The following is a 25,389-nucleotide window of genomic DNA, read 5'->3' as shown; positions in this document are numbered from 1 at the left end:
AGCCACCCGTCACGACCGGCCACAATCGGCGTATGAGCACAGCCATCACCCTGAGCGAGTTCCTCCGCTCCCGCCGTTCCCTCCTGCGCCTCGAAGACGTCGCCCTGCCGGACTTCGGAGGCCGGCGCCGGGTCGCGGGCCTGCGCCGCGAGGAGATCGCGCAGCTCGCCGGGGTGAGCGTCGACTACTACACCCGGATGGAACAGGGCCGCGTGCCCAACCCCTCGGATGCGGTACTCGACGCCCTCGCCCGCGCCCTCCGGCTGGACGGGGATGCCACGCGGCACCTGTACCGCCTCGCCCGTCCGCAGCCCTCCACCCGGCACGCTTCCCGCCGCCAGGCCCGGCCACAGGGCGTACGGCCCATGCTCCAGCGGCTGCTGGACGAACTGGTGGACGTGCCGGCCATGGTGATGGGCCGGCGCATGGACATCCTGGCCTGGAATGCCGCAGCGGTCGCCCTCTTCGGCGACTACGGGGCCCTGGACCGGGCCGAGCGCAACATCGCCCGGATCACCTTCCTCGACGAGACGTCCCGCGAACTGTATGCGGACTGGCCCTCCTGCGCCCGCGAGAACGTGGCCTACCTCCACCTGGACGCGGGACGGCACCCCGAGGACCCGCAGTTGGCGAGCCTGATCGGCGAACTGTCGATGAAGTGCGAGGACTTCCGCCGCTGGTGGGCCGAGCACCCGGTGCAGGACAAGACCTCGGGGACCAAGCGGTTCCGCCATCCGGTGGTGGGCGACCTGGAACTGGCCTACGAGACCCTGCGCGCAGCCGACGACCCCGATCAGGCTCTGATCACGTACGCAGCCGAGCCGGGCAGCCCCTCGCACGACGGCCTGCGGATGCTGCTGGCCTGGGCCGCCGGGACTCCCTCCCGGCTCGACTGCGGTCCTTGTGTCAGTTGACGCCGATCTCGCCGAGTTGCAGGTAGTGGTCACCGAATTGGTCGGTGCTCAGCCTGGTGCCGGTGATCTTCACGTAGCGGGCCGTGGTCGGCGCGAACGAGATGGTCTGGGCTGCGGCGCCGGGGCGCGGGTGGTTGCGCTTGTCGGCGACGGTGGTCCAGGTGGCGTTGTCGGATGAGACCTGGACGGTGAAGTCGACCGGGAAGCCGAGGCCCGTGTTGGCGCCGTCGGTGCGCGGGGTGAGCTGGACCTGGCTGATCTGGCTCGCTCCCTGGAGGTCGACGGTGATCCACTCGTTGGCCGCTGCCGTGGGCGACTTCTGGCTGCTCCAGCCCAGCGAGTAGCCCTCCGCCGAGTTCACGATGCCATCGGTGGCGGCAGTGCGCTTCCACCCCGAGGCCTCCACCGAACTCGACGTCGTCACCGGGCGGTTGGATGCCAGTTCCGCGCCGAAGGCCTCGATCTCGGCCAGTTGCATGTGGTAGTTGCCGCGCTGGTCCGTGCGCAGCTTGGTCCCGGTGACCTTGACGTAGCGCACGTCGGTGGGTGCGAAGGGGAAGGACTGCGCGGAGGCGTCGGGCTTCGGGTGGTTGCGCTTGTCGGCGACGGTGGTCCAGGTGGCGTTGTCGGCCGAGACCTGGACGGTGAAGTCGACGGGGAAGCCCAGCCCGGTGTTGGAGCCGTCGGCACGGCCGAAGAGGTCCAGGCGGCCGATCCGGCGGGCGGCGCCGAGGTCCACCGTCACCGACTCGGTGTGGTCGGTGGCGAGGTTGTCGATGCTGCTCCAGCCGTTGGTGCCGGTCGGCAGGGAGCGACGGCCGTCGGTGAGGGCGTTCCTGCTCCAGCCGTCGGCCTCGTAGCTGCTGGAGGCGGTGACGGCGGCACCTTCGGCGGGGTTGGTGCCGGGGTTGAGCCGCACGTTGTCGAACCGGGCGCTCGCGCCGCCGGTGGCGAGGCCGACGTTGCCGACCGGGTAGCTCGCATCGGTGAGGGAGATCAGCTCCGCCGTTCCGGCGTACACCTTGAGGGTGGAGCCGCGGGTGACGGCCCGCAGGGTGACCGTCTGGCCGGAGGTGTAGCCGGGCACCTTCGCCGTGGCGAGGGTGGTGCCGCTGCGGTTGACGAAGACCTCGCCGTTGTTGCGCAGGCCCACCAGGTAGCCGGTCTGCCGGTCGGTCGGGTTCTGGCTGTGGACGGTCAGGCCGGCCCAGTTGGTGTCGCCGCCGTCGGCGTTGACGCCGGTGATCCGGACGTCGACGGAGGCGGCGACGTCCTGGTAGGCACGCCCGGCCACTGCGGAGACCGTGTCATAGCCACTGGCGGTGTCGCTCTGTACGTACGCCTGGTCGCCGGTGACCGACCAGGAGCCGCGGGTGTGCCGCCACTCGGTGTCGGCGCCAGAGGAGAAGTCCTCGGCGAACGGGTAGGAGGCGTCGGGACCGGGGGTGGTGAGGGCGTCCAGGATCTGCTTGTGGCGGTGGTCGATCTCCGCGCCCGAGGTGGTGAACTCGGTGGTGTTGGTGATCAGGGACGAGGTCAGGGCCCGGGCCAGGACCGGCTTGACCGCGGCGAGCTGGTGCAGCAGCTCGTAGTCCTGGATGCCGGCCAGCAGGGCCTCACTGCGCACGCTGTCGTAGACGTCGAGGGCGTCCTTGTTCGGGCGCACCAGGAACGGGTCCCCGTTGGTCCAGTCGTTGAAGGTGTCGATGTGGTCGAAGCGGGTCGGCGGGTTGCCCACCGGCTGCGTCCAGATGTTCCAGCCCCAGTGCAGGAATCCCTTGCCGCCGACCGCCGACACCATCCACGGCGTCAGACGCGAGTCGGAGAGCGGGTAGCTGATGAAGCGGTTGAGGTGGCGGTCCCGCGGGCCGATGCAGTAGTAGAGCCAGAGGTCCTGGCCGGCGAGACGCTGGTTCTGGTAGTAGCCGGCGTTCTTGTCGTAGTGCTCGTCCATGATCGGCGTGACGGTGCCGAGGACGTCGTCCAGGGCCGGCACGGCCTCGTGGTGGGCCTCGTTCGTCTGCCCCTGGGGGAAGTACTCGCGGTAGCGTTCGTAGAGCCACTTCGCGGAGGAGACCTGGGTCTGGTCCGCCGCGTAGGGCTCGTCAACGGCGCTCATGTAGAACACGTCGCTCCACCGGCGGCCGGGTGCGCAGGTCGGCCCCGAGTCAAGGCACTTGGAGTCGAGGTGGGCCTTGAGGGCGGGAAGTACCGTGTTGACGTACGCGGTGGCCTCGGCCGAGCCCGGAGTCAGGTAGGCCATCTTCACCCCACCGTTGCCGTCGCTGACGAGCGCCTCGAGCTTCTTGCCGGCGTCCTCGACGAGGGTGGGGGTGTAGATGTACTGGAGTGAGCCGGCGTCCTTGAAGAGCTCGACGAAGCGGTCGAAGTTCTTCCAGGTGAAGGTGTACTTGCCGTCCACGAGCGTGGTGTCGGGTATGGAAAGGGCCTGGAAGTCCGCGTAGATGACGTTGTTGCGGTGCTTGGCGTGGTTCTTGGCGAAGTTCCCCATGAGCGTCCACCACTCGGGGGAGAAGTCCGCGACCCCGTACTGGTCGGGGATGGACGACGCCGTCCACTTGTAGTCCCAGCCGACCGAGGTGAACCAGTTGTTCATCCGGAACGTCGACCGGTTCGTCGGGGGCAGTTCGACGTCGTAGACCGTGACGGAGACGGGCACGTCCACCGGGCCGGCCGAGCTCTGCACGGTGGCCTTGCCGGTGTAGGCGCCGGGCGCCTGCCCGGTGGGCACCGCCACGCTGTAGTAGTAGGGCTGCGTGGTGTTCGCTGCCAGCTGGTGCGGGGCGTTGCCGACGAGCGCGTCGTAGTAGCTCGTGCCGCCGTCCGGCGGCTCCTGCTGGTGACCACTCTGGATTTTCGCGATGTTCGGGTGGTTGTACTCCCGGTTCACGGTGATTCGCGAGGACGGGATCACTGCTCCGCCCGGCCCGGTGAGGTCGCCGGCCTTCACCGACAGGCCGGACAGCGTCTGCCCCGAGCGGACGACGATCTGGGCGGCCTGGACCTCGTTGCGCGCCGAGAACATCGTCACCGCGTTCGTCGGCCGGAAGGGGGCCTGCGAGGACGAGAAGACGTGGTCGGCCCCGCTCGCAACCCAGACGGACGGCTGCGCCGCGGCGGTGGCCTGGCCCGGGGTGACGGAGGCCAGCAACAGGCAGGCCAGTGTGCCAACTGACACTCTGATAGATGTTTTTCTCACGAATCCTTATATCGCATGACAACAAACGCTCAGGGGCCGGGCAGCACTTCGCCCCGCCGAGCAACAGCTCGACGGGGCGAAGGGACGGGAGTGAGGCGGGGCTCAGCCCTCGGAGACGCCCAGGCGCTCCAGGATGAGCTCCTTCACGCGGGCCGCGTCCGCCTGGCCGCGGGTGGTCTTCATGACCGCGCCGACCAGCGCGCCGACCGCCGCAACCTTGCCGCCGCGGATCTTGTCCGCGATGGCCGCGTTGCCGGCGATGGCCTCGTCCACGGCCGCGCCCAGCGCGCCCTCGTCCGAGACGACCTTCAGGCCGCGCTTCTCGACGACCTCGTCCGGGGTGCCCTCGCCCGCGAGGACGCCCTCCAGGACCTGGCGGGCCAGCTTGTCGTTGAGCGAGCCCTCGGCGACCAGTACCGCGACGCGCGCGACATCGGCCGGGGTGATCGGGAGCTCGTCCACGCCGACGCCCTGCTCGTTGGCGTTGCGGGCCAGCTCGCCCATCCACCACTTGCGGGCGGCGACCGAGTCGGCGCCGGCCGCGATGGTGGCCTCGATGGACTCCACGGCACCGGCGTTGAGGATCGACTGCATGTCGAACTCGCCGATGCCCCACTCCTCGCGGAGCCGGTTGCGGCGCACCCGCGGCATCTCGGGCAGGCCGGCCCGCAGTTCCTCGACCCACTCGCGGGCCGGGGCGACCGGGACCAGGTCCGGCTCCGGGAAGTACCGGTAGTCCTCGGCGTTGTCCTTGATGCGGCCGGAGGTGGTGGAGCCGTCGTCCTCGTGGAAGTGACGGGTCTCCTGCACGATCGTGCCGCCGGACTGCAGGACGGCCGCGTGGCGCTGGATCTCGAAGCGCGCCGCGCGCTCGACCGAGCGCAGCGAGTTGACGTTCTTGGTCTCCGAGCGGGTGCCGAAGGTCTTGGTGCCGTTCGGGCGCAGCGACAGGTTCACGTCGCAGCGCATCTGGCCCTTGTCCATCCGGGCCTCGGAGACGCCGAGTGCCTTGATGACCTCGCGGAGCTCGGCCACGTACGCCTTGGCGACCTCGGGGGCGCGCTCGCCGGCGCCCTCGATCGGCTTGGTGACGATCTCGATGAGCGGGATGCCGGCCCGGTTGTAGTCGAGCAGGGAGTGGGACGCGCCGTGGATACGGCCGGTGGCACCGCCGACGTGGGTCGACTTGCCGGTGTCCTCCTCCATGTGGGCGCGCTCGATCTCCACGCGGAAGATCTCGCCGTCCTCCAGCTGGACGTCCAGGTAGCCGTTGAAGGCGATCGGCTCGTCGTACTGGGAGGTCTGGAAGTTCTTCGGCATGTCCGGATAGAAGTAGTTCTTCCGGGCGAAGCGGCACCACTCGGCGATCTCGCAGTTCAGCGCGAGGCCGATCTTGATGGCGGACTCGATGCCGATGGCGTTGACCACCGGCAGGGAGCCGGGCAGGCCGAGGCAGACCGGGCAGGTCTGCGCGTTGGGCTCGGCGCCGAGCTCGGTGGAGCAGCCGCAGAACATCTTGGTGCGGGTGCCGAGCTCGACGTGGACCTCGAGGCCCATGACGGGGTCGTACGTCGCGAGGGCCGCGTCGTACGAAAGGAGTTCGGTGACAGTCACGGTGGAACTTTCCCTCTCAGCCCAGCAGGACGTCGTCGTCGCCGAGGCGCTTCAGCTCGCGGTACAGGATCGCGAGGCCGGTGACGATGGCGGCGGCGGACACAACGGCGTCGACCAGCTGGAGCGTGTCGTGCTCCGTGCGGGCCCTGCGGACCTGCTTGATCACGCTGATGGCACCGAAGGCGGTGGTGCCGATCGACAGGTAGGTGCCGGACTTCGACTTCTTGAAGCCCTTGGCCTTGGTCAGTGCACTCACAGGGACGGAGCCTCCTCCAGCAGCGGGTGACCCCAGCGGGCGACGAAGGCGGCCTCGACGGCAGCACCGACCTTGTACAGGCGGTCGTCCTTCATGGCCGGGGCGATGATCTGCAGTCCGACCGGGAGGCCGTCTTCCGGCGCCAGGCCGCAGGGCAGCGACATGGCGGCGTTGCCGGCCAGGTTGGTCGGGATGGTGCACAGGTCCGCGAGGTACATCGCCATCGGGTCGTCGGCGCGCTCGCCGATCGCGAAGGCGGTGGTCGGGGTCGTCGGGGAGACGATCACGTCCACGCTCTCGAAGGCCTTCTCGAAGTCCTTCGTGATGAGGGTGCGGACCTTCTGGGCCGAGCCGTAGTACGCGTCGTAGTAGCCGGAGCTGAGCGCGTACGTGCCGAGGATGATGCGGCGCTTGACCTCGGGGCCGAAGCCGGCCTCGCGGGTCAGGGCGGTGACGTCCTCGGCGGACTTGGTGCCGTCGTCGCCGACGCGCAGGCCGTAGCGCATGGCGTCGAAGCGGGCCAGGTTGGAGGAGGCCTCGGACGGGGCGATCAGGTAGTACGCGGCCAGCGCCAGGTCGAAGGACGGGCAGTCCAGCTCGACGATCTCGGCGCCGAGCTCCTTGAGGAGCTCCACGGACTCGTCGAAGCGCTGCACGACACCGGCCTGGTAGCCCTCGCCGCGGAACTGCTTGACCACGCCGACGCGCATGCCGGCGACGGAACCGTTGCGGGCCGCCTCGACGACCGGCGGGACCGGGGCGTCGATGGAGGTGGAGTCCAGCGGGTCGTGACCGGCGATGACCTCGTGGAGGAGGGCCGCGTCCAGGACCGTACGGGCGCAGGGGCCGCCCTGGTCGAGGGAGGAGGAGAAGGCCACCATGCCGTAGCGGGAGACCCCGCCGTAGGTGGGCTTCACGCCGACCGTGGCGGTGACGGCGGCGGGCTGGCGGATGGAGCCGCCGGTGTCCGTGCCGATGGCGAGCGGGGCCTGGTAGGAGGCCAGGGCCGCGGAGGAGCCGCCGCCGGAGCCGCCGGGGATGCGGGTGAGGTCCCAGGGGTTGCCGGTGGGGCCGTAGGCGCTGTTCTCGGTGGAGGACCCCATGGCGAACTCGTCCATGTTGGTCTTGCCGAGGATGACGACGTCGGCTTCCTTCAGCTTGCGCGTGAGGGTGGCGTCGTACGGCGGGATCCAGCCTTCGAGGATCTTCGAACCGACGGTGGTCGGGACCCCGACGGTGGTGAAGATGTCCTTGAGGGCGAGCGGTACGCCGGCCAGCGGGCCCAGCTTCTCGCCGGCGGCGCGCTTGGCGTCGACGGCGCGGGCCTGGGCGAGGGCGCCCTCGCGGTCGACGTGCAGAAAGGCGTGCACCTTCTCGTCGACGGCCTCGATGCGGGCCAGGTGGGCCTCGGTGACCTCGACGGCCGTGAGCTCGCCGGAGGCGATCTTCTCGGCGGTCTGGGCGGCCGTGAGCTTGACGATCTCGTTCATATGATTAGTCCTCCCCCAGGATCTGCGGCACCTTGAAACGCTGCTGCTCCTGTGCCGGGGCGCCGGAGAGCGCCTGCTCGGGGGTGAGCGAGGGACGGACCTCGTCCGCGCGCATGACGTTGGTCAGCGGGAGCGGGTGGGAGGTCGGCGGGACGTCTTGGTCGGCGACCTCGGCGACGCGGGCGACCGCGCCGATGATGTCGTCAAGCTGTCCGGCGAAGTGGTCGAGCTCGTCTTCGGCCAGTTCCAGACGTGCCAGCCGAGCGAGGTGGGCGACCTCCTCGCGCGTGATGCCAGGCATGCAGCGATCCTCTGGGGTGGGTGTTTTCGGGTTCCGGCCCCAATCCTATGGGGCCGGGCCCCTTCCCCGTGAAACGGTTACCTGCCGTGTGCCCACCCGTGCCGCCCTGCGGCACGATTGCCCACACGTCACGGAGCGGGCGTGTCCGTTAGTTCGGCCGGGCGGCGCCAGCCGCGTTCGCCGCGGGCCAGGAGCCAGGCCGTGGCCTCCTGCGGGGGCATGGCGGCGGCGACGAGCCAGCCCTGCACCGCGTCGCAGCCCAGGTCCCGCAGCCGCTCCCAGGTCTCGTCGTCCTCTACGCCTTCCGCCACCACCAGCAGGCCCAGGGAGTGGGCGAGGTCGACCGTACAGCGGACGATCTCCGCGTCCTGTGCGTCGACCGCCAGCCGCGCCACAAAGGACCGGTCGATCTTCAGCTCGCTGACCGGGAGCCGCCGCAGGTGGACCAGCGAGGAGTAGCCGGTGCCGAAGTCGTCCAGGGACATCTTCACGCCGTGGCCGGTCAGCCCGGCCATCGTGTCGGCGGCCCGCTGGGGGTCTTCCAGCAGCACGTGTTCCGTTATTTCCAGCTGGAGCGCGCCCGCCGGCACCCCGTGCCGGGCCAGCCTGGCCGCCACCGCGCCCGCGAAGCCGGGGGTGTGGACGTCCCGCGGCGAGACATTGACGGCGACCGGGACCTTCAGGCCCTGTGCGCGCCAGCGGGCGACCTGGGCGAGGGCGGTCTCCAGGACGTACTCGGTCAGGTGGGGCATCAGGCCGGAGGTCTCGGCGATGGCGATGAACTCGTCCGGGGAGACCCGGCCGCGCTCCGGGTGCACCCAGCGCACCAGCGCCTCCAGGCCGGCGACCTGGCCGTCGAAGCGGACCTTGGGCTGGTAGTGGAGCTCGACCTCGCTCGCGTCGAGGGCGCGGCGGAGGTCTCCGAGGAGGCCGAGCCGGTCCGGGGTGTTGCTGTCCCGCTTGGACTCGTAGACCTCGACGCCGGTACGGTCCCGCTTCGCCTGGTACATGGCGACGTCGGCCCGGCGCAGCAGGCCCTCGGCGTCGAGGGCGTGGTCGGGGAAGACGGCGAGGCCGGCGCTGGCCTCCAGGACCAGGGTGAGTCCGTCGAGGTCGAGCGGGGAGCCGAGGTCGGCGACCAGGTGGCGGGCGACCCGCTGGGCGCTGGTGGTGGAGTCGGTGGTGGGGAGGAGGACGGCGAACTCGTCGCCGCCGAGGCGGGCGACCTCCGCCTCCTGCGGCAGGGCCTGCCGCAGCCGCTCCGCGATCTGGAGGAGCAGCCGGTCCCCGGCGAGGTGGCCGAGGGTGTCGTTGACCGCCCGGAACCGGTCCATGTCGATCAGCACAAGAGCCGACCGGGTGCCCAAACGTTCAGCCTCGTCCAGGGCGGTCCAGGCCCGTTCCAGCAGCCACTGCCGGTTGGGCAGTCCGGTGAGCGGGTCCCGCAGCTGCTCCTCGGCGCGGGCCCGGGCGATCCACAGGGTGGAGTCGAGGGCGATCAGCGGGACCGCGAACAGCGGCAGGAGCACGGGACTTGTGACGGCGACCACGCAGATCAGCGGGGCGATGCCGAGCAGGGCGACGGCGACTAAGCCCTGTCGCAGCAGGGCCGTACGGGCGACCGTGGGCAGTCCGCCGCCGCGCGGGGCCAGGGCCAGCCAGAGCAGCAGCCGGGTCACCCCCAGATAGGCGAGGGCCGCCAGGACCACCTCGGGGACGGCGGCGGGGCCCCATTCCCCGGGCCCCCAGGGGGACTCCACGGTGGGCGTCTCGCCGACGACGGCAAGGACCAGGGCTCCGGCGCCGATGCCCAGGATGTCGGCCGAGCCGTGCAGCAGGCTCTGCCGCCAGCGGTGCCGGCGGGCCGCGCCGACCAGCGCGACCACGGCCAGCGAGACCAGTCCGGCGGGGATCCACCCGTAGAGGATGAGCACGGCCAGGGTGAGGGCGGCCCCGGATCCGGTGCCGCCCCACCAGCGGTCCCGGCCAAGGGCGACCAGGTGGCCGACGATGATGCCGGTGAGCAGGGCGAGCGCCCAGCCCACGCTGCCGCCGGGGAACAGGTCGTGACGGTTGGTCAGCACGGTGGCCAAGCCGAGGAGGAGGACGATGCCGGCCGAGGCCACGATGGCCATCGGCAGCGCGGCGCGCCAGCCGGAACCGCCGGCGGCCGTGCCGTCGTCCAGTGGATGGGTGTCCGGCGTCCTGGATCTCAGGATGCCGAACCGGCCCGTCCGTACGGACGGGAGATCCCCGCCGAAATCAGGTGACGGGTCGGCGCTTTCGGTGGGTTTCATGCCCGTCCCTCTCACAGCCGGCAATGCCGATGCCACGCGATGGCCCCGATGTCATGCCATCACGGCCGGCATCGCACCACGCAGCCGTGCACGACAGGAGCACCCCTCAACAGTAGGACGCGGGAGGCTCCCAGGGGCAGCGGTCGGCGGCGGTTGCCCGAATGCGACCCAGCCATCCTCATCAGTACGGTATCCGCCGAACAGGTGAGATCGGCCCGGGGGTCCCCCTGTCACCCGTCCGATGATCCGACAGGTCACCGCCCTGTGGCCAGCCCTCTGCCGGCCGTTTGCGACCGCCTTCCGCGCCCGGCGTGCGCCCGCCCGAGCAGCCGCACGCCACGCATCCGTTCGCCTTCGCTACGCCCCCGCGCGAGTCCTACTGCGCGGCGCCGGAATCGGCCACCGGGAGGGCCGCCTCGCGGGCCGCATCCGGCCCGTCCGCGAGCAGCACTTCGAATCCGGCGTCGTCGAGCACCGGGAGCTTCAACTGCACGGCCTTGTCGTACTTCGAGCCGGGGTTCTCGCCGACCACGACGAAGGAGGTCTTCTTCGACACCGAGCCGGTCACCTTCGCGCCACGGCTCTGCAGGGCCTCCTTGGCCCCGTCCCGCGTGTGGCTCTGCAAAGTGCCGGTGACGACCACGGTCAGACCCTCCAGCGGACGCGGGCCCTCCTCTTCCCCGGAGGACTCCTCCTCCATCCGGACCCCAGCCGCCCGCCACTTGCGGAGGATCTCCTGGTGCCAGTCGACGGCGAACCATTCCTTGAGCGAGGCGGCGATGATCGCGCCGACCCCCTCGGTGGCCGTCAGCTCCTCCTCGGTGGCCTGCTCGATCCGCTCGATGGAACGGAACTCGCGGGCCAGCGCCTCGGCGGCGACCGGGCCGACATGACGGATCGACAGGCCGTTGATGACCCGGGCCAGCGGGCGGGTCTTCGCGGCCTCGATGTTGGCGAGCATGGCCAGGGTGTTCTTCTTCGGCTCGCCCTCCTGGTTGGCGAAGACCGTGACGATCTTCTCCTCGCCCGTCTTCGGGTCCCGCTTGGGCAGCCCGCTGTCCGGGTCCAGTACGTACGCCTTGATGGGCAGCAGCTTCTCGACCGTGAGGCCGAAGAGGTCGCCCTCGTCGACCATCGGCGGCTGCGCCGGCTCCAGCGGCCGGGTCAGCGCGGCTGCGGCCACCGCCCCGAAGTTCTCGATGTCCAGGCTCTGCCGGCCGCCCAGGTAGAACAGCCGCTCGCGCAGCTGGGCGGGGCAGGTCTGCCCGTTGGGACAGCGGAGGTCGATATCGCCCTCCTTCATCGGCCGCAGCTCCGTCCCGCACTCGGGACACTGCGCCGGCATGACGAACTCCCGCTCGCTGCCGTCCCGCAGGTCCACCACCGGGCCGAGGATCTCCGGGATCACATCGCCGGCCTTGCGCAGCACCACGGTGTCCCCGATGAGCACGCCCTTGGCCTTGACCACGTCCTGGTTGTGCAGGGTGGCGAACTCGACCTCGGAGCCAGCCACCGTCACCGGCTCCACCTGCGCGTACGGGGTGACCCGGCCGGTCCGGCCGACGCCCACCTTGATGTCGATGAGCTTGGTGTTGACCTCTTCCGGGGCGTACTTCCAGGCGATCGCCCAGCGCGGGGCGCGCGCGGTGGAGCCGAGCCGGCCCTGCAGCGGGATCTCGTCGAGCTTGACCACCACCCCGTCGATCTCGTGCTCGACGGAGTGCCGGTTCTCGCCGAAGTGGTGGATGAACTCGCGGACCTCGGCCAGGGAGGAGACCACCTTGTTGTGCTGGGCGGTGGGCAGGCCCCACTCGTGCAGCAGGCCGTAAGCCTGGGACAGCCGGTCGATCTCGAAGCCCTCGCGGGCGCCGATGCCGTGCACCACCATGTGCAGCGGGCGGGTCGCCGTGACCTTCGGGTCCTTCTGGCGGAGCGAGCCGGCCGCGGCGTTGCGCGGGTTGGCGAAAGGCTTGTCGCCGGCCTCCACCAGGCGGGCGTTGAGCTCCTCGAACTTCTCCATCGGGAAGAAGACCTCGCCGCGGATCTCGACCAGGTCGGGGATCCGATCGCCCGTCAGCCGGTCCGGGATCTCCGCGATGGTCCGCACATTGGGGGTGATGTCCTCGCCGGTGCGGCCGTCGCCGCGGGTGGCGGCGCGGGTCAGCCGCCCCTTCTCGTAGGTGAGGTTGACGGCCAGGCCGTCCACCTTGAGCTCGCACAGGTAGTGGAAGGCCGAGGAGCCCACGTCCCGGGCGACCCGGTCGGCCCAGGCAGAGAGCTCCTCGTCGTCGAAGGCGTTGTCGAGGGACATCATGCGCTCGCGGTGCTCGACCGAGGCGAAGTCCGTCTGGTACGCCCCGGCCACCTTCTGGGTGGGCGAGTCGGGGGTACGCAGCTCCGGGTACTCCTCTTCCAGGGCCTCCAGCGAGCGCAGCAGCTTGTCGAACTCGGCGTCGCTGACGACCGGCTGGTCGTTCACGTAGTACCGGAAGCGGTGCTCCTCGACCTGCTCGGCCAGCAGCTGGTGCTGCTCGCGCAGCTCCGCCGGTACCGTCTCCTGCTGTTCGGCTGCCATGCCCCTGATCCTCCCGTTTCGATCACTCAGGGTTGTCGGCGAGTGATCTCGCCGCCCTGACGCAGTGCGCCTGCACCGCGCGGGCGTAGGCGGGCGAAGCACCCGCCAGACCGCACGACGGAGTGACCACGACGGACTCGGCCAGAGTCCCCGGGGCCAGCCCCAGCCTGCGCCAAAGCTTCCTGACACCCATGACGCTACCGGCAGGGTCCGACAACGGGACGTCGGTGCCCGGCACCACTCCGGCGAAGAGTTTCGTGCCGCTTTCCACCGCCTCCCCGATGGCGTCGTCCTCGCGCTCGGTGAGCAACGAGAAATCGAACGACACGCCCGTGGCGCCGGCCCGGCGGAGCAGGGCGAAGGGCACCTCGGGCGCGCAGGAATGCACGATCACCTCTCCGTCGTGCACGGCGAAGAGGTCCCGCAGCGCCCCCTCCACCACCTGCCGGTCCACGGCCCGGTAGGTGCGGTAGCCGCTGGCGCTCCGGACCCGCCCGAGCAGGACAGCGGTCAGCGAGGGCTCGTCGAGCTGGAGCACGATCTGGGCGCCGGGGATGCGCTTGCGCAGGTCGGCGAGGTGGTCGCGGAGGCCTTCGGCGAGCGAGCCGGCCAGGTCCCGGCAGGCGCCGGCGTCCTGGAGCAGCGCCTCGCCGCTGCGCAGTTCCAGCGCCGCGGCGAGCGTCCACGGCCCTACGGCCTGGACCTTGAGCCTCCCCTGGTACCCCTGGGTGAACTCCTCCAGGGCGTCGAGGTCCTCCCCCAGCCAGGACCGGGCCCGCTTGGTGTCCCGGCCGGGCCGGTCGCTGATCCGCCAGCCGCTGGGCTCGACATGCGCGAACAGGTCGACGAGCAGGCCCAGGGACCGGCCGATCATGTCGGCGCCGGGGCCGCGGGCGGGCAGTTCGGCGAGGTAGGGGAACTCCTCGAAGGTGCCGGTGACGGTCTTCGCCGCCTCCCTCGCGTCCCCGCCGGGCAGCGAGCCGATGCCGGTGGCGCCGACGCCTGTGCCGGCACTCATCGGCCCGGCCGCACGGTCAGGTCGTTGACCTCGGCGTCCCGGGGCAGGTCGACGGCCATCAGGATGGTGGTGGCCACGGACTCGGGGTCGATCCAGGCCTGCGGGTCGTAGGACTTGCCCTCCTGGGAGTGCACCTTGGCCTGCATGGGGGTGGCGGTCCGGCCCGGGTACACGGAGGTCACCCGCACCCCGTTGGCCCGCTCCTCGCCGCGCAGGGAGTCGGCGAGGGCCTTCAGTCCGTGCTTGGAGGCGGCGTACGCGCCCCACTCGGGGTGGGCGTTCAGTCCGGCGCCGGAGTTCACGAACACCACCTGGCCCTGGGCGGCGCGCAGGGAGGGCAGCAGCAGCCGGGTCAGCTCGGCGGGGGCGATCAGGTTGACGTTGAGCTGCTGGTGCCAGGTCTTGGGGCGCAGCTCGCCCACCGGGCCCAGGTCCACGATCCCGGCGATGTGCAGCAGGGAGTCGAGGCGGTCGGGCAGCGCCTGGTGGGAGAAGGCCCAGGAGATCCGGTCGGGATCGGCGAGATCGGCGACGAGTGCCCGGGCGCCGGGGTAGCGGGCGGTGAGCTGCTTGCCGCGGGCGGCGTCGCGGGCGAGCAGGATGAGCTCGTCTCCGCGCGCGTGGAGGCGGTCCGCGACGGAGGCGCCGATGCCGGAGCCGGCACCGGTGATGAGATGAGTAGCCATGGCCCCATGCTCGCACTCCCCCGCGCCGGGCCCCGAGTCCCGACCGGCCTGTTGTACGAACGGCCCCCGCAGCGGCAGGTTCCCGTGCATCGGGGGTGACCCGCGGGCGGAACCCCGCTCGCGGGGGCGGAGCGCGAAGCTGCGGGGCGGGCCCTGCGGGGCCATTCCCCCACCCCGCCCCTTCCCGAAACCGGGGCTCCGCCCCGGACCCCGTAGGGTGCCCGGACCCCGGGGGGGGCCGGACCCCGGGGGGGGCCGGACCCCGGGGGGGGCCGGACTCCGCCCGGAGTCCCGCTTCCCGGGCTCGGCCGGGAGGACCCCGGGTACTGCGTCGGCATGACCCCGGAGTCGGACTCCGGGGTCATGCCGGGCAGGGGCCCGGTCAGGGCAGTGGCGTCAGCCGGCCAGGTAGGCCCGGGTGATGGTGATGTCGGACTTGTTGCCGGACTTGTCGACCGTCACGCCGCGCAGCGAGACGTGGCCGCCCTTCGCCGGGTTCTTCACGCTCACCTTGCCGGCCTGGACCGGCAGGGTCTGCCAGGTGTAGCCGTCGTCGTACGACACCTGCACGGTCAGCGAGGCGAGGCCCGCGCCGGCCGCCGGGCCCTGGACGGTGACCGGGACCTGGACCGTACGGCCCGCCGGGGAGGTCCCGGTGAGCGACAGCTCGGGGGTGAAGCGGACCACCGAGGCCGGGACCTGGGTGGGTTCAGCGGTCTGCTTCGAGCGGAACCACCAGGTGGCCGTCACCTTCGCCGAGGTGCCGGAGACCGCCGACGGCACGGTGGTCTTGGTGACCAGCTTGTACGGGGCGTCCGCCGCCGGCACCTCGAAGGGGTCGGAGTCCCGGAGCTCGGTGTTGCTGCTGCCGGCCACCACGCCGTTGCGGTAGAGCACGGTGCTGCCCTTGGCCAGGAAAGACGCGCCGTTGTGGCCGGCCCCGTCCGCGAGCAGCGGCAGCGATCCGTACAGCTTGTTGCCCTCGCGGTAGATGCCGAGCTGGGCCGCGGTGTCCACGCGCGGGCCGAAGACGGCTGCGTTGTAGCGCTCGCGGTAGCTCTTGCCGCCCTGGTAGCTGCGCTGACCGTCGCTGACGTAGGTGGTCTCCTCGATCGGCCAGCCGTTCTCGTCCGTGCCGCCGGTCTGGCCGAAGAGGGTCTCCCAGGTGGCCCCGTCGAGCGTGGACAGGTGGAGCTTCGCGGTGGCCGGGAGCGGCCTGGGGATGGTGATGCCGCTCGCCCCGGTCGGGTCGGGCAGCCAGCCCAGGACGGTCAGGCCGCCCTGCTTGCCGGTCGCCGAGGCGCCCTGTTCCACCGAGACGGTGGCCAGGTCGGCGGCCTTGAGGTGGCGGGTGTAGCCGGTGGCGAGCCGGGTCACCGGTCCGCCGAGGGCCGCGTGGTACTCGTCGTTGGCGCCGTCCTGCCAGTGCGCGTCCCACTGCTGGCGCAGGGTGCCGGCCGGGGCGGCCGGGCCCATGTGCGCGGTGCGCAGCGGCGCGTAGGAGTCGAGCCACCAGCCGAAGGCGTAGCCGGAGTTGCCGACCCGCACGTCGTAGGTGGGCATGGCGAACTTCTCGACGGCGGTGCGGGAGGGCACGGTGATGGCGACCGGCTTGGCGGTGCGCGCGTCGACGGTCACCGTGGTGTTGCCGGTGACGTCGAGCTTGGGCTGGGCGATCCAGTCGATGCCCTTGCTGAAGTCCTCCGGGTCGGCCACGACGTCCGAGTTCAGCAGGTAGCCGCCCTTGGGCACGCGGACGGTGACGGTGCCGGACGCGTCGTACTGCTGGAACCGCTTGCCGACCGCGAGGCCGGTGGTGCCCAGCACGGTGGTGCCGTAGTCGGCGGTCGGCTTGCCGTTGCGGCCGAGGTGCTTGACCGTCAGATTGTAGGACTCGACCTCGCGTTCGACGGCGATGGCCGTCCGGGTGCTCTGGCCGCCGCCGGTCGCGGTCGCGTACGCCGTGTAGGCGCCGTCGACCTGGCCGCCGAGCCGGGTGTTCAGGGTGAGGTTGACCGAGGCGGTGCCGCCGGCCGGGACGGTCACCTTGGCCGCGTCGGCGGTGAGGAAGCCGGCCGGGGCGGGCTTGCCGTCGGGGCCGGTGGCGGTGACGGCCACATCGAGGGTGACCGGGGCTCCGCCGAGGTTGCGGTAGCTGAGCTTCTTCGTCTCCGGGGTGTCGTCGTGGTGCGGCCACGGCTGCCCGGCGAAGGCCAGCGAGACCGGTTCGGCGAACACGCTCTGGCCGAGCGCCCGGTCCACCGCGATGCGTCCGCTGCCCTGCTGGAAGGGGGTGTACGCGCCGGGCTTGGTGGAGGCGGTGAGGACGCCCTTGAGGTCGGCGCCGGTCCACGTCGGGTGCTGCTGCTTGAGCAGGGCCGCGGCGCCGGCCGCATGCGGGGCGGCCATGGAGGTGCCGGAGATGGTGAGGTAGCCCTCGGGGCTCTGGCCGACCTCGCGTTCGATGACGCTGCCCGGGGCGGCGGCAGCGGTGGTGTCCACGCCGGGGGCGGTGACATCCGGTTTGACGGCGCCGTCGCCGGTGCGCGGGCCGATGCTGGAGAAGTCGGCGAGGGCGTCGCCGTCGTCCACCGCGCCGACGGTGAGGGCCGCCTGGGCGCTGCCCGGGGAGCCGATGCTGCCGGGCCCGTCGTAGCCGCTGTTGCCGGCCGAGATGGCGAAGAGCACGCCCTTGTCGGCGGAGAGCTTGTTCACGGCCGTTTCGAGCGGGTCGGTGTCGGGGCCGTCGGGGCCGCCGAGGCTCATGTTGATGACCTGGGCGCCCTGGGCGACGGCCCATTCCATGCCGGCGAGGATGCCCGCGTCGTCGCCGGAGCCGGAGTCGTCGAGGACCTTGCCGTTGAGGACCTTGGCACCGGGGGCGACGCCCTTGAGTACGCCCCCCGACTTGGCGCCCGTACCGGCAGCGATGGAGGCGACGTGGGTGCCGTGGCCGAACCGGTCCTTGGCGTCCGGGGCGGCGGAGAAGTTCTGTTCGGCGACGACCTGTCCGGCGAGGTCGGGGTGGGTGGAGTCGACACCGGTGTCGAGGACGGCGATCTTCACGCCCTTGCCGTCGTACCCGGCGGCCCAGGCCTTGTCGGCGCCGATCTGCTTGGTGCTCTTGTCGAGGTGGGCCTTGCGGATGCCGTCGAGCCAGATGGTGGCGATGCCGGCGGCGGTGGCGCGGCGGCCGGTGCCCGCCTGGGCGTCGGTGAGGGTTTCCCAGAGGGCGGCGGCCCGGTCCGGGCCGGCGGTGACGGCTTCGGCGCCCAGGGACGGGAAGGTGCGGCTGACCTCGGTGCCGCCGGTGGCGCGCAGGCCGGCCTTGGCGGCGGGGGCGGCTCCGCCCTCGTAGCGGACGATCAGCTTCAGGCGGTCGCCGCGGGCCTTGCGGTACTCGGGGCGGCCGAGCTCGGTGAGGTCGAAGAGGCGGGGGTCGAGCCGGCCGGCCTCGATCAGACGCTGGGCGTCGAAGGGGACGATGCTGGTGCGGCCGTTCTGGCGCTGCACCGAGACGGGTATCTTCTCGCGGCCCTTGGCCGGGCGGAAGCCGACCGGATTGCCCTTGGCATCGACGGTGACCCGGTCGCCGGTGATCAGCGTGAGGTGGGTCAGGCCCGGGGAGGTCTGCTGCCGCTGCTTGGCTGCGAACGGCTTGGCTGCGGAGGTGGGTGTGGCTGCTGATCCTGATCCTGGTGCGGCTGCGGAGGGTGTGGTCAGACCCGCCGCGAGCGCGAGGGCGGCAGCCGTGGCTAACGCCGCCGCCCCCGTACGCCTGTTGCGATGTGAAGGCACGTCAATTCCCCCTGGAAAAGGCGTTATCGCCCGCAGAGCGGATCTCGCTCTGCGGAATGCGAGTATCACCCGGGGTCTGACGTGTGATCAACCATGCGTCGGGAGAAGGTCGTTGGGGCGGAAGGTGCGGCGGTAGGCGTTCGGGGAGACGCCGAGCGAGGTCCGCATGTGGGCGCGCAGCGAGTTCGCGGATCCGAATCCGGCGCGGTGCGCGACCAGATCGATCGGCAGATCGCTGGTTTCCAGCAGCTGGCGGGCCAGTTCCAGACGCTGGGCGGTGAGCCACTGGACGGGGGTCATGCCGACCTCGTCGCGGAACCGCCGGGTGAAGGAGCGCAGGCTCATCCGGGCGTGCGTGGCGAGCTCGGCGAGCGAGAGCGGTTCGCCGAGCCGTTCCAGGGCCCAGGCGCGAGTGGCGGTGGTGGAGGCCACGGTGGGTTCGGGGACCGGGCGGTCGATGTACTGGGCCTGGCCGCCGTCGCGCCACGGCGGTACGACGCACAGCCGGGCGGCGCGGTTGGCGACGGTGCTGCCGTGGTCGCGGCGGATCAGGTGCAGGCAGAGGTCGACGCCGGCGGCCACCCCGGCCGAGGTGAGGACGTCGCCGTCGTCGACGAAGAGCACCTCCTCGTCGAGCCGGACCAGGGGGAAGGCCCGCTGGAACTCCTGCGCCTTCATCCAGTGGGTGGTGGCGGGCCGGCCGTCCAGCAGGCCGGCGGCGGCCAGCACGTAGGAGCCGGTGCAGATGGAGACCAGCCGGGTGCCGGGCCGGATGCCGGCGATCGCCGCGGCGAGCTCCGGGCCGAGGGGGGCGCCCTGGGCCAGCTCGTCCATCGCGTGGGTGGGCGGGATGATCACGGTGTCGGCGGCGGCGAGCGCTTCGGGGCCTGCGGAGACGGCGATGCCGAAGCCTGCGTCGCTGGTGACGGGCTGGCCGTCGGCGGTGCAGACCGTGACCTCGTACAGCGGCCGGTCCTCGGCGTCGAGGGCGTTGCCGAAGACCCGGGACGGGATGCCGAGCTCGAACGGGGGGACGCCCTCGAGGGCGAGGACGGCCACCCGGTGGCGGGCGTGGCTGCGCAAAGACTCCATGGCCAGATCCTGACACATGCTGGCCGTCCGGCCAGCACCGTGGGGCTGCTCGGCCGCCGAAGCTGGTGCCATCAGCAGCACCGAAGCACCGAAGTACCGACCTGAGGAGAAACACCATGCGCGCCGTCGTCGTCAGCCAGTGGGGCGGGCCCGAGGTACTGACCGAAACCGAGCTGGAGCGGCCCGAGCCGGCCATGGGCGAGATCCTGGTCCGGGTGCACGCGGCCGGCGTGAACCCGGTCGACTGGAAGACGCGGGCCAGCGGTGCGCTCATCCCGTGGGGGCCGGTTCCGATGGTCGGCTGGGACGTCTCCGGCACGGTCGAGGCGGTCGGCCCGGGCGTGACCCTCTACCGGGAGGGCGACGAGGTCTTCGGCATGCCGAGCTTCCCGCGGCAGGCGGGCGGTTACGCGGAGTACGTGACCGCCACCGCCCGGCACTTCGCCCGCAAGCCGGCCGCCCTGACGCATGTGGAGGCGGCTGCGCTGCCGCTGGCCGCGCTGACCGCCTGGCAGGCCCTGACGGACACGGCGGACGTACGGCCGGGCGATCGGGTGCTCGTCCACGCCGCCGCGGGCGGCGTGGGGCACTTCGCCGTCCAGATCGCCAAGGCGCTCGGCGCGTATGTGATCGGCACGGCGAGCGCGCCCAAGCACGAGTTCCTGCGCTCGATCGGCGCCGACGAGGTGATCGACTACCGGAGCGCGGACTTCGAGGACGTGGTCTCCGACGTGGACGTGGTGATCGACGCGATCGGCGGCGAGTACGGGGCGCGCTCCCTGAAGGTGTTGCGCCCCGGCGGCCGGCTGATCACCCTGAACGGCCCCGACGATGTCCCGGCCGACGGCGGGGACCAGCACCGGACCGGCTGGATGCTGGTCGAGCCTGACCTCGGGGGCCTGAGGGCGATCGCCGCCCTGGTCGAGGAGGGCAGGCTGCGGCCGGCCGTGGACACGGTCCTGCCGCTGGACCAGGCCGCGAAGGCCCACGAACTCGGCGAACAGGGCCGCACCACGGGCAAGATCGTCCTGACCATCGTCTGACCCGCTGCCGCTGCGCGGGGCCATGTCCCCACCCCGCCCCTTCCCGAAACCGGGGCCTGCGGCCCCGGACCCCGCCCGTGGGGCTGCGCCCCACACCCCGGGTGCCCGGGCTCCGCCCGGCACCCGTCTCCGGGGCTCCGCCCCGAACCCCGGCGGGGCCGCGCCGGACCGGGTCCTGTCGGTCAGAGCGTGGCCGTGGCTCGGGTGGTTGTGGCGATCGTGGCGGAGCCGACCACGCGGGTGCCGTCGTAGAGGACGATCGCCTGGCCGGGGGCGACGCCGCGAACCGGCTCGGTGAAGGTGACGCGGATTTCGCCGTCCACCGGCTCGGCGAAGACCTCCGTCTCGCCGCCGTGGGCGCGCAGCTGGGCGGTGTACGTCGCCGGGCCGGACGGCGGGGTTCCGCACCAGCGGGGGCGGATGGCGGTGAGGGCGGTGACGTCGAGGGATTCGACCGGGCCGACCGTGACCGTGTTGTTCACCGGGGAGATGTCCAGCACGTAGCGCGGCTTGCCGTCGGCGGCCGGGTGGCCGATCCGCAGGCCCTTGCGCTGGCCGATGGTGAAGCCGAAGGCGCCTTCGTGCGTGCCGAGCTTCGCGCCGGACTCGTCGACGATGTCGCCCTCCGCCTTGCCCAGCCGCTTGGCCAGGAAGCCCTGGGTGTCGCCGTCGGCGATGAAGCAGATGTCGTGGCTGTCCGGCTTCTTCGCGACCGCCAGGCCCCGGCGCTCCGCCTCCGCGCGGATCTCGTCCTTGGTGGTGATCGTGTCGCCGAGCGGGAAGAGGGCGTGGGCCAGCTGCTTCTCGTCCAGGACGCCCAGCACGTAGGACTGGTCCTTGGCCATGTCGCTGGCGCGGTGCAGCTCGCGGGAGCCGTCCGGCCGCTCCACGACCGTGGCGTAGTGGCCGGTGCAGACCGCGTCGAAGCCGAGCGCGAGGGCCTTGTCCAGCAGCGCCGCGAACTTGATCTTCTCGTTGCAGCGCAGGCAGGGGTTCGGGGTGCGCCCGGCCTCGTACTCGGCGATGAAGTCCTCGACCACGTCCTCGCGGAAGCGCTCGGCGAGGTCCCAGCAGTAGAAGGGGATGCCGATGACGTCCGCGGCGCGGCGGGCGTCCCGGGAGTCCTCGATGGTGCAGCAGCCGCGGGCGCCGGTACGGAAGGACTGCGGGTTCGCGGAGAGGGCGAGGTGGACGCCGGTCACGTCGTGCCCGGCTTCGACCGCGCGGGCGGCGGCGACGGCGGAGTCCACGCCGCCGGACATGGCGGCCAGGACGCGAAGGGGGCGGGGAGTGCGCGGCAGGGTCTCAGTCATAGCGCCTTCCAGGGTACGGGGAACCGCGCGGGGGTCCCAGCGCGTTGTTCCGTGACGGGGGGTGAGGCGTATGGGCCGCAAGGGCGCCACGGAGTCGAAGAAGCCGAACAAGCCGAAGAAGACCAGGCGGGCGGTGCTGCTGGCCGGGCTTGGGCTGGTCACGGCGGCAGCGGTGGCCGCCCGGGAGGACATCGAGCGCGGGTACTGGCTGCTGCCGGGGGTCGCCAAGCCCCGTAAAGAGGGCGAGCTGGACCACCCGGGCGCGCGGTGGACGGCGGCCTCCCCGGCGAACTGGCGGCTGGCCGACCGGCCCGACGACTACCGGGTGGACCGGATCGTGGTGCATGTCACCCAGGGCGGTTTCGCGTCCTCGGTGGACGCCTTCAAGAACCCCTGGCACAAAGCGTCCGCCCACTACATCGTGCGCGGGGACGGGCACATCGAGCAGATGGTCCGCGAGCTGGACGTGGCTTTCCACGCGGGCAACCGCTCGATGAACGAGCGCAGCGTGGGCATCGAGCACGTGGGGTTCGTGGACCGCCCCAAGGACTTCACGCCCGCGATGTACGAGTCCTCGGCGCGGCTGGCCGCGGCGATCTGCCGGAGGTACGGCATACCCGCCGACCGGAAGCACATCCTGGGCCACTCCGAGGTGCCGGGCGCCGACCACACCGACCCCGGCCCGCACTGGGACTGGGACCGGTACCTCAAGCTGGTCCGGGACCGGCTCGCGCAGCAGTCAGCCGCTGGCTAGCCGGCTAGCTGAGGCCGGCGGTGCGGGCGCGTTCCACGGCCGGGCCGATGGCGGCGGCCAGCGCGGCCACGTCCTCCTTGGTGGAGGTGTGGCCCAGGGAGAAGCGGAGGGTGCCGCGCGCCAGATCGGGGTCGGTGCCGGTGGCGAGCAGGACGTGGCTGGGCTGCGCAATGCCGGCGGTGCAGGCGGATCCGGTCGAGCAGGCGATGCCCTGGGCGTCGAGCAGCAGGAGCAGGGAGTCGCCCTCGCAGCCGGGGAAGCTGAAGTGCGCGTTGGCGGGGAGCCGGTCGTCCGGGTCGCCGCCGAGGACGGCGTCGGGGACGGCCGCGCGGACTGCGGTGATCAGCTCGTCGCGCAGGGCGCCGATCTCGCGGGCGAAGGTCTCGCGCCGCTCGGCGGCGAGGGTCGCGGCGACCGCGAAGGCGGCGATGGCGGGGACGTCGAGGGTGCCGGAGCGGACGTGCCGCTCCTGGCCGCCGCCGTGCAGGACGGGGACGGGGGTCTGGTCGCGGCCGAGCAGCAGTGCGCCGATGCCGTAGGGGCCGCCGATCTTGTGGCTGCTGACGGTCATGGCGGCGAGGCCGCTGCCCCCGAAGCGGACGTCGAGCTGGCCGACGGCCTGGACCGCGTCGGAGTGCAGCGGGATCTCGAACTCGCGGGCGATGGCGGCGAGTTCGGCGACGGGCTGGACGGTGCCGATCTCGTTGTTGGCCCACATGACGGTGGCGAGGGCGACATCGCCGGGGCTGCGCTCGACCGCGGCGCGGAAGGCCTCGGGCGCGACCCGCCCGTAGCGGTCCACGGGCAGGTAGTCGACGGTGGCGCCCTCGTGCTCGGCGAGCCAGTGCACGGCGTCGAGGACGGCGTGGTGCTCGACGGGGCTGGCGAGCACCCGGGTCCGGGCCGGGTCCGCGTCCCGGCGGGCCCAGTACAGGCCCTTGACGGCGAGGTTGTCGGCCTCGGTGCCGCCGGCGGTGAAGACCACCTCGCTGGGCCGGGCCCCGAGCGCCTCGGCGAGGGCCTCCCGGCCCTCCTCGACGGTGCGGCGGGCCCGGCGGCCGGCGGCGTGCAGGGCGGAGGCGTTGCCCGTGATGCCGAACTGCGCGGTCATCGCGGCGGCTGCCTCCGGCAGCATGGGGGTGGTCGCGGCGTGGTCGAGGTAGGCCATGATCCCCCGATTCTACGGTCGGCCCCGCGGGCCCGGAACGCCGCCAGGCCTTTTCCGGCCCAGGGCGACCGGCCCGCGGTCCGGCCCGCGGTCCGGCTCGTGCTCCGGCCCGCGGTCCGGCTCGGGCGTCAGGTGCGCGGGGCGCGGGCCAGCTGGCGGGACTGGGCGACCAGGTGGTCCGCGGAGTCCCAGACCTCGGCGTCCTCTTCCAGGAAGCCGCCCGCGAGGTTGCGGGTGGTGATCGAGACGCGGAGCGGGCCGGGGGCGGGGCGGCGGCGGATGTGGGTGGTGAGCTCCACCGTCGGGGTCCAGCCCAGCAGTCCGAGGTCGAAGGCGGTGGGCGGCAGGGCGTCCACGGCGAGCAGCAGGGACATCGGGTCGGCGTCGCGGCCGTCGGCGAGCTCGAACCAGGCCCGCATCTCGCCCTTGCCGGAGGGGGCACCGACCGCCCAGCCGGCGGTGGCCGGATCCAGGCGGAGCCGGAGCCGGTCGACGATCGCCGAGCTGCCGGGGATCGGGGCCGGGCCGGCCTCGGGGCCGAGGCAGTCCTCGTACGCGGGGATCACCGGGGGCACGGCGGTGGTGCGGACGTCGTCGGGCAGGGAGTCGAGGTCGCCGTAGGAGGCGAGGACCCGGATGCGCTCGATCTCGGCGCCGGTCTCGGGGTCGTACTGGAGGAGCGAGGCCTGGCCGGTGGAGAGGGTGCGGCCGATCCGGACGACCTCGGTGCGGATCACCGCGGGGCCGGGGGCGGAGGCGCTCAGGTAGTGCGCGGAGACCGTGAAGGGGTCCGGGTGCGGCAGGGCGGCGGACAGGGCGCGGCCGACCAAGGCCAGCAGGTATCCGCCGTTGACCGCAGTGATGATCGTCCAGCCGGCGGAGAGGTCCGCGTCGTACACCCCGGGCTCGTCCGCACGGGGCGTGACGGTGGTGTCGCGGTCGAATTCGCTGTCGCCGATGGATGCCTGGGCCGCTGCATGTGACATGGCTCGACGGTACACCGGCACGCTACTAAGCGGTAGCTTTCTTTGCCGACTCCCCTTACGGGGTCTCCTCGGAGACGGAGGACCGGCGGTTCCAGGCGAGCGGGGCGCGCCAGTGGAAGCGGATGGCGAGCAGGCGCAGCAGGAAAGTGGTGACCACGGCGATCCCGCTGGTGAGGGGGTTGAGCATCTCGAAGGCGATGCACAGGGCCACCATCGTGGACCCCACCAGGGCGGGCACGGCATACATCTCGCGGTCCCGGAGCAGCGAGGGCACCTCGTTGACCAGGACGTCCCGCAGCACACCGCCGCCGACCGCGGTGGCCACGCCGAGCGCGGCGGACGCGGTCAGGCCGAGGCCGTACGCGTAGGCCTTGGTCGTGCCGGTCACACAGAACAGGGCGAGGCCGGCCGCGTCGAAGACGTTGATGGCCCGGTTGATCCGCTGCACCTCGGGGTGCAGGAAGAAGACGATGCCGGCGGCGATCAGCGGGGTGACGAAGAAGCTGAGTTCCCCGAAGGCGGCGGGCGGCACGGCGCCGATGACCAGGTCCCGGAAGAGCCCGCCACCGAGGGCGGTGACCAGCGCGAGCACGGCGATGCCGAAGACGTCGAAGTTCTTGCGGACAGCGAGGAGCGCGCCGGCGGTGGCGAAGACGAAGATGCCCGCGAGGTCCAGTGCGTGCTGGACGCCGGGCGGGAAGAGGTCATTGAACAGCACCGGCCCATTGTGCCGTCCGCCTGGCGGCGAGCCCCGCCGACCTGTGCCACCCCCGAGCCGAAGGACTGGGGGACCAGACGTCGAGTGTTGAAAACCGTTCAGAGCGGAGGCGTGGCCGAATTCCGTTGACAGCATGGCGATCAGCG

18 protein-coding genes are annotated in these 25,389 nt (G+C 72.0%); 3 read left to right on the top strand and 15 right to left on the bottom strand.

Features of this window, described 5'->3' with window-relative positions:
• Positions 1–32 precede the first annotated feature (32 nt).
• On the top strand, positions 33–914 hold the full coding sequence (locus ABT123_RS30175; RefSeq protein ID WP_351320393.1) for a helix-turn-helix transcriptional regulator: 882 nt from the start codon (positions 33–35) through the stop codon (positions 912–914).
• On the opposite strand, the gene ABT123_RS30170 is transcribed toward ABT123_RS30175, so the two are convergent.
• From ABT123_RS30170 to ABT123_RS30120, 11 genes are all read right to left on the bottom strand, one after another.
• The gene (locus ABT123_RS30170) at positions 907–4,113 is read right to left on the bottom strand and encodes a glycoside hydrolase domain-containing protein (protein ID WP_351320391.1); all 3,207 of its coding nucleotides are present in this window, start codon (positions 4,111–4,113) and stop codon (positions 907–909) included. The genes ABT123_RS30175 and ABT123_RS30170 overlap by 8 nt on opposite strands.
• Before the next feature lie 123 nt (positions 4,114–4,236).
• Positions 4,237–5,748: an Asp-tRNA(Asn)/Glu-tRNA(Gln) amidotransferase subunit GatB gene (gene gatB, locus ABT123_RS30165; protein ID WP_351320389.1), complete on the bottom strand. Its 1,512-nt coding sequence runs from the start codon at positions 5,746–5,748 to the stop codon at positions 4,237–4,239.
• A gap of 16 nt (positions 5,749–5,764) precedes the next feature.
• Positions 5,765–6,004: a hypothetical protein gene (locus ABT123_RS30160; protein ID WP_351320387.1), complete on the bottom strand. Its 240-nt coding sequence runs from the start codon at positions 6,002–6,004 to the stop codon at positions 5,765–5,767.
• A complete protein-coding gene (gatA, locus tag ABT123_RS30155) occupies positions 6,001–7,494 on the bottom strand; it encodes an Asp-tRNA(Asn)/Glu-tRNA(Gln) amidotransferase subunit GatA (protein ID WP_351320385.1) in 1,494 nt (497 codons plus the stop codon). The genes ABT123_RS30160 and gatA overlap by 4 nt, the downstream gene beginning before the upstream one ends.
• 4 nt (positions 7,495–7,498) lie before the next feature.
• Positions 7,499–7,795, bottom strand: coding sequence for an Asp-tRNA(Asn)/Glu-tRNA(Gln) amidotransferase subunit GatC (gatC, locus tag ABT123_RS30150; protein WP_150207214.1), 297 nt, complete (start codon positions 7,793–7,795; stop codon positions 7,499–7,501).
• Positions 7,796–7,923: 128 nt separating this feature from the next.
• Positions 7,924–10,092, bottom strand: a complete 2,169-nt coding sequence (locus ABT123_RS30145; RefSeq protein WP_351320383.1) for a putative bifunctional diguanylate cyclase/phosphodiesterase — start codon at positions 10,090–10,092, stop codon at positions 7,924–7,926.
• A gap of 376 nt (positions 10,093–10,468) precedes the next feature.
• Complete coding sequence (gene ligA, locus ABT123_RS30140) at positions 10,469–12,667, bottom strand: NAD-dependent DNA ligase LigA (protein WP_351320381.1); 2,199 nt, start codon at positions 12,665–12,667, stop codon at positions 10,469–10,471.
• A gap of 22 nt (positions 12,668–12,689) precedes the next feature.
• Positions 12,690–13,685 carry a methionine synthase gene (locus ABT123_RS30135; protein ID WP_351320379.1) on the bottom strand — a complete coding sequence of 332 codons (996 nt, stop codon included), beginning with the start codon at positions 13,683–13,685 and terminating at the stop codon, positions 12,690–12,692.
• A complete protein-coding gene (locus tag ABT123_RS30130) occupies positions 13,682–14,371 on the bottom strand; it encodes an SDR family oxidoreductase (protein ID WP_351320377.1) in 690 nt (229 codons plus the stop codon). Before ABT123_RS30130 ends, ABT123_RS30135 begins: the two co-directional genes overlap by 4 nt.
• Positions 14,372–14,767: 396 nt before the next feature.
• Positions 14,768–18,169, bottom strand: a complete 3,402-nt coding sequence (locus tag ABT123_RS30125; RefSeq protein WP_351320375.1) for a S8 family peptidase — start codon at positions 18,167–18,169, stop codon at positions 14,768–14,770.
• A gap of 87 nt (positions 18,170–18,256) precedes the next feature.
• Positions 18,257–19,261, bottom strand: a complete 1,005-nt coding sequence (locus ABT123_RS30120) for a GlxA family transcriptional regulator (RefSeq protein ID WP_351320373.1) — start codon at positions 19,259–19,261, stop codon at positions 18,257–18,259.
• A 116-nt stretch (positions 19,262–19,377) separates the two neighbouring features.
• Between ABT123_RS30120 and ABT123_RS30115 the strand changes: the two genes are divergently transcribed.
• Complete coding sequence (locus tag ABT123_RS30115) at positions 19,378–20,304, top strand: NADP-dependent oxidoreductase (protein ID WP_351320371.1); 927 nt, start codon at positions 19,378–19,380, stop codon at positions 20,302–20,304.
• A 182-nt stretch (positions 20,305–20,486) separates the two neighbouring features.
• Here ABT123_RS30115 and mnmA read toward each other — a convergent pair whose 3' ends face one another.
• Entirely contained in the window at positions 20,487–21,617 is a 1,131-nt protein-coding gene (gene mnmA / locus ABT123_RS30110) for a tRNA 2-thiouridine(34) synthase MnmA (RefSeq protein ID WP_351320369.1), read from the bottom strand.
• Positions 21,618–21,687: 70 nt separating this feature from the next.
• On the opposite strand from mnmA, the gene ABT123_RS30105 reads away from it, so the two are divergent.
• Entirely contained in the window at positions 21,688–22,371 is a 684-nt protein-coding gene (locus tag ABT123_RS30105) for an N-acetylmuramoyl-L-alanine amidase (RefSeq protein WP_351320367.1), read from the top strand.
• 4 nt (positions 22,372–22,375) lie between these two features.
• Here the strand turns inward: ABT123_RS30105 and ABT123_RS30100 are convergent, their stop codons facing one another.
• From ABT123_RS30100 to ABT123_RS30090, 3 genes are all read right to left on the bottom strand, one after another.
• Complete coding sequence (locus ABT123_RS30100; protein ID WP_351320365.1) at positions 22,376–23,539, bottom strand: cysteine desulfurase family protein; 1,164 nt, start codon at positions 23,537–23,539, stop codon at positions 22,376–22,378.
• Positions 23,540–23,667: 128 nt separating this feature from the next.
• Positions 23,668–24,525, bottom strand: a complete 858-nt coding sequence (locus ABT123_RS30095) for a thioesterase family protein (RefSeq protein ID WP_351320363.1) — start codon at positions 24,523–24,525, stop codon at positions 23,668–23,670.
• 55 nt (positions 24,526–24,580) lie between these two features.
• Positions 24,581–25,240, bottom strand: coding sequence for a trimeric intracellular cation channel family protein (locus ABT123_RS30090; RefSeq protein ID WP_351320486.1), 660 nt, complete (start codon positions 25,238–25,240; stop codon positions 24,581–24,583).
• Positions 25,241–25,389 lie beyond the last annotated feature (149 nt).

The organism is Streptomyces sp. NPDC002054, from assembly GCF_040296685.1.
In the GTDB taxonomy this organism is placed as follows: domain Bacteria; phylum Actinomycetota; class Actinomycetes; order Streptomycetales; family Streptomycetaceae; genus Streptomyces.
This window is presented reverse-complemented; position numbering and strand designations above follow the sequence as displayed.

Coding starts and splice junctions, on each gene's coding strand:
- ABT123_RS30175 (WP_351320393.1), top strand. CDS start 33: ATGAGCACAGCCATCACCCTGAGCGAGTTCCTCCGCTCCCGCCGTTCC.
- gatA (WP_351320385.1), bottom strand. CDS start 7,494: ATGAACGAGATCGTCAAGCTCACGGCCGCCCAGACCGCCGAGAAGATC.
- gatC (WP_150207214.1), bottom strand. CDS start 7,795: ATGCCTGGCATCACGCGCGAGGAGGTCGCCCACCTCGCTCGGCTGGCA.
- ABT123_RS30145 (WP_351320383.1), bottom strand. CDS start 10,092: ATGAAACCCACCGAAAGCGCCGACCCGTCACCTGATTTCGGCGGGGAT.
- ligA (WP_351320381.1), bottom strand. CDS start 12,667: ATGGCAGCCGAACAGCAGGAGACGGTACCGGCGGAGCTGCGCGAGCAG.
- ABT123_RS30135 (WP_351320379.1), bottom strand. CDS start 13,685: ATGAGTGCCGGCACAGGCGTCGGCGCCACCGGCATCGGCTCGCTGCCC.
- ABT123_RS30130 (WP_351320377.1), bottom strand. CDS start 14,371: ATGGCTACTCATCTCATCACCGGTGCCGGCTCCGGCATCGGCGCCTCC.
- ABT123_RS30120 (WP_351320373.1), bottom strand. CDS start 19,261: ATGGAGTCTTTGCGCAGCCACGCCCGCCACCGGGTGGCCGTCCTCGCC.
- ABT123_RS30115 (WP_351320371.1), top strand. CDS start 19,378: ATGCGCGCCGTCGTCGTCAGCCAGTGGGGCGGGCCCGAGGTACTGACC.
- mnmA (WP_351320369.1), bottom strand. CDS start 21,617: ATGACTGAGACCCTGCCGCGCACTCCCCGCCCCCTTCGCGTCCTGGCC.
- ABT123_RS30105 (WP_351320367.1), top strand. CDS start 21,688: ATGGGCCGCAAGGGCGCCACGGAGTCGAAGAAGCCGAACAAGCCGAAG.
- ABT123_RS30100 (WP_351320365.1), bottom strand. CDS start 23,539: ATGGCCTACCTCGACCACGCCGCGACCACCCCCATGCTGCCGGAGGCA.
- ABT123_RS30095 (WP_351320363.1), bottom strand. CDS start 24,525: ATGTCACATGCAGCGGCCCAGGCATCCATCGGCGACAGCGAATTCGAC.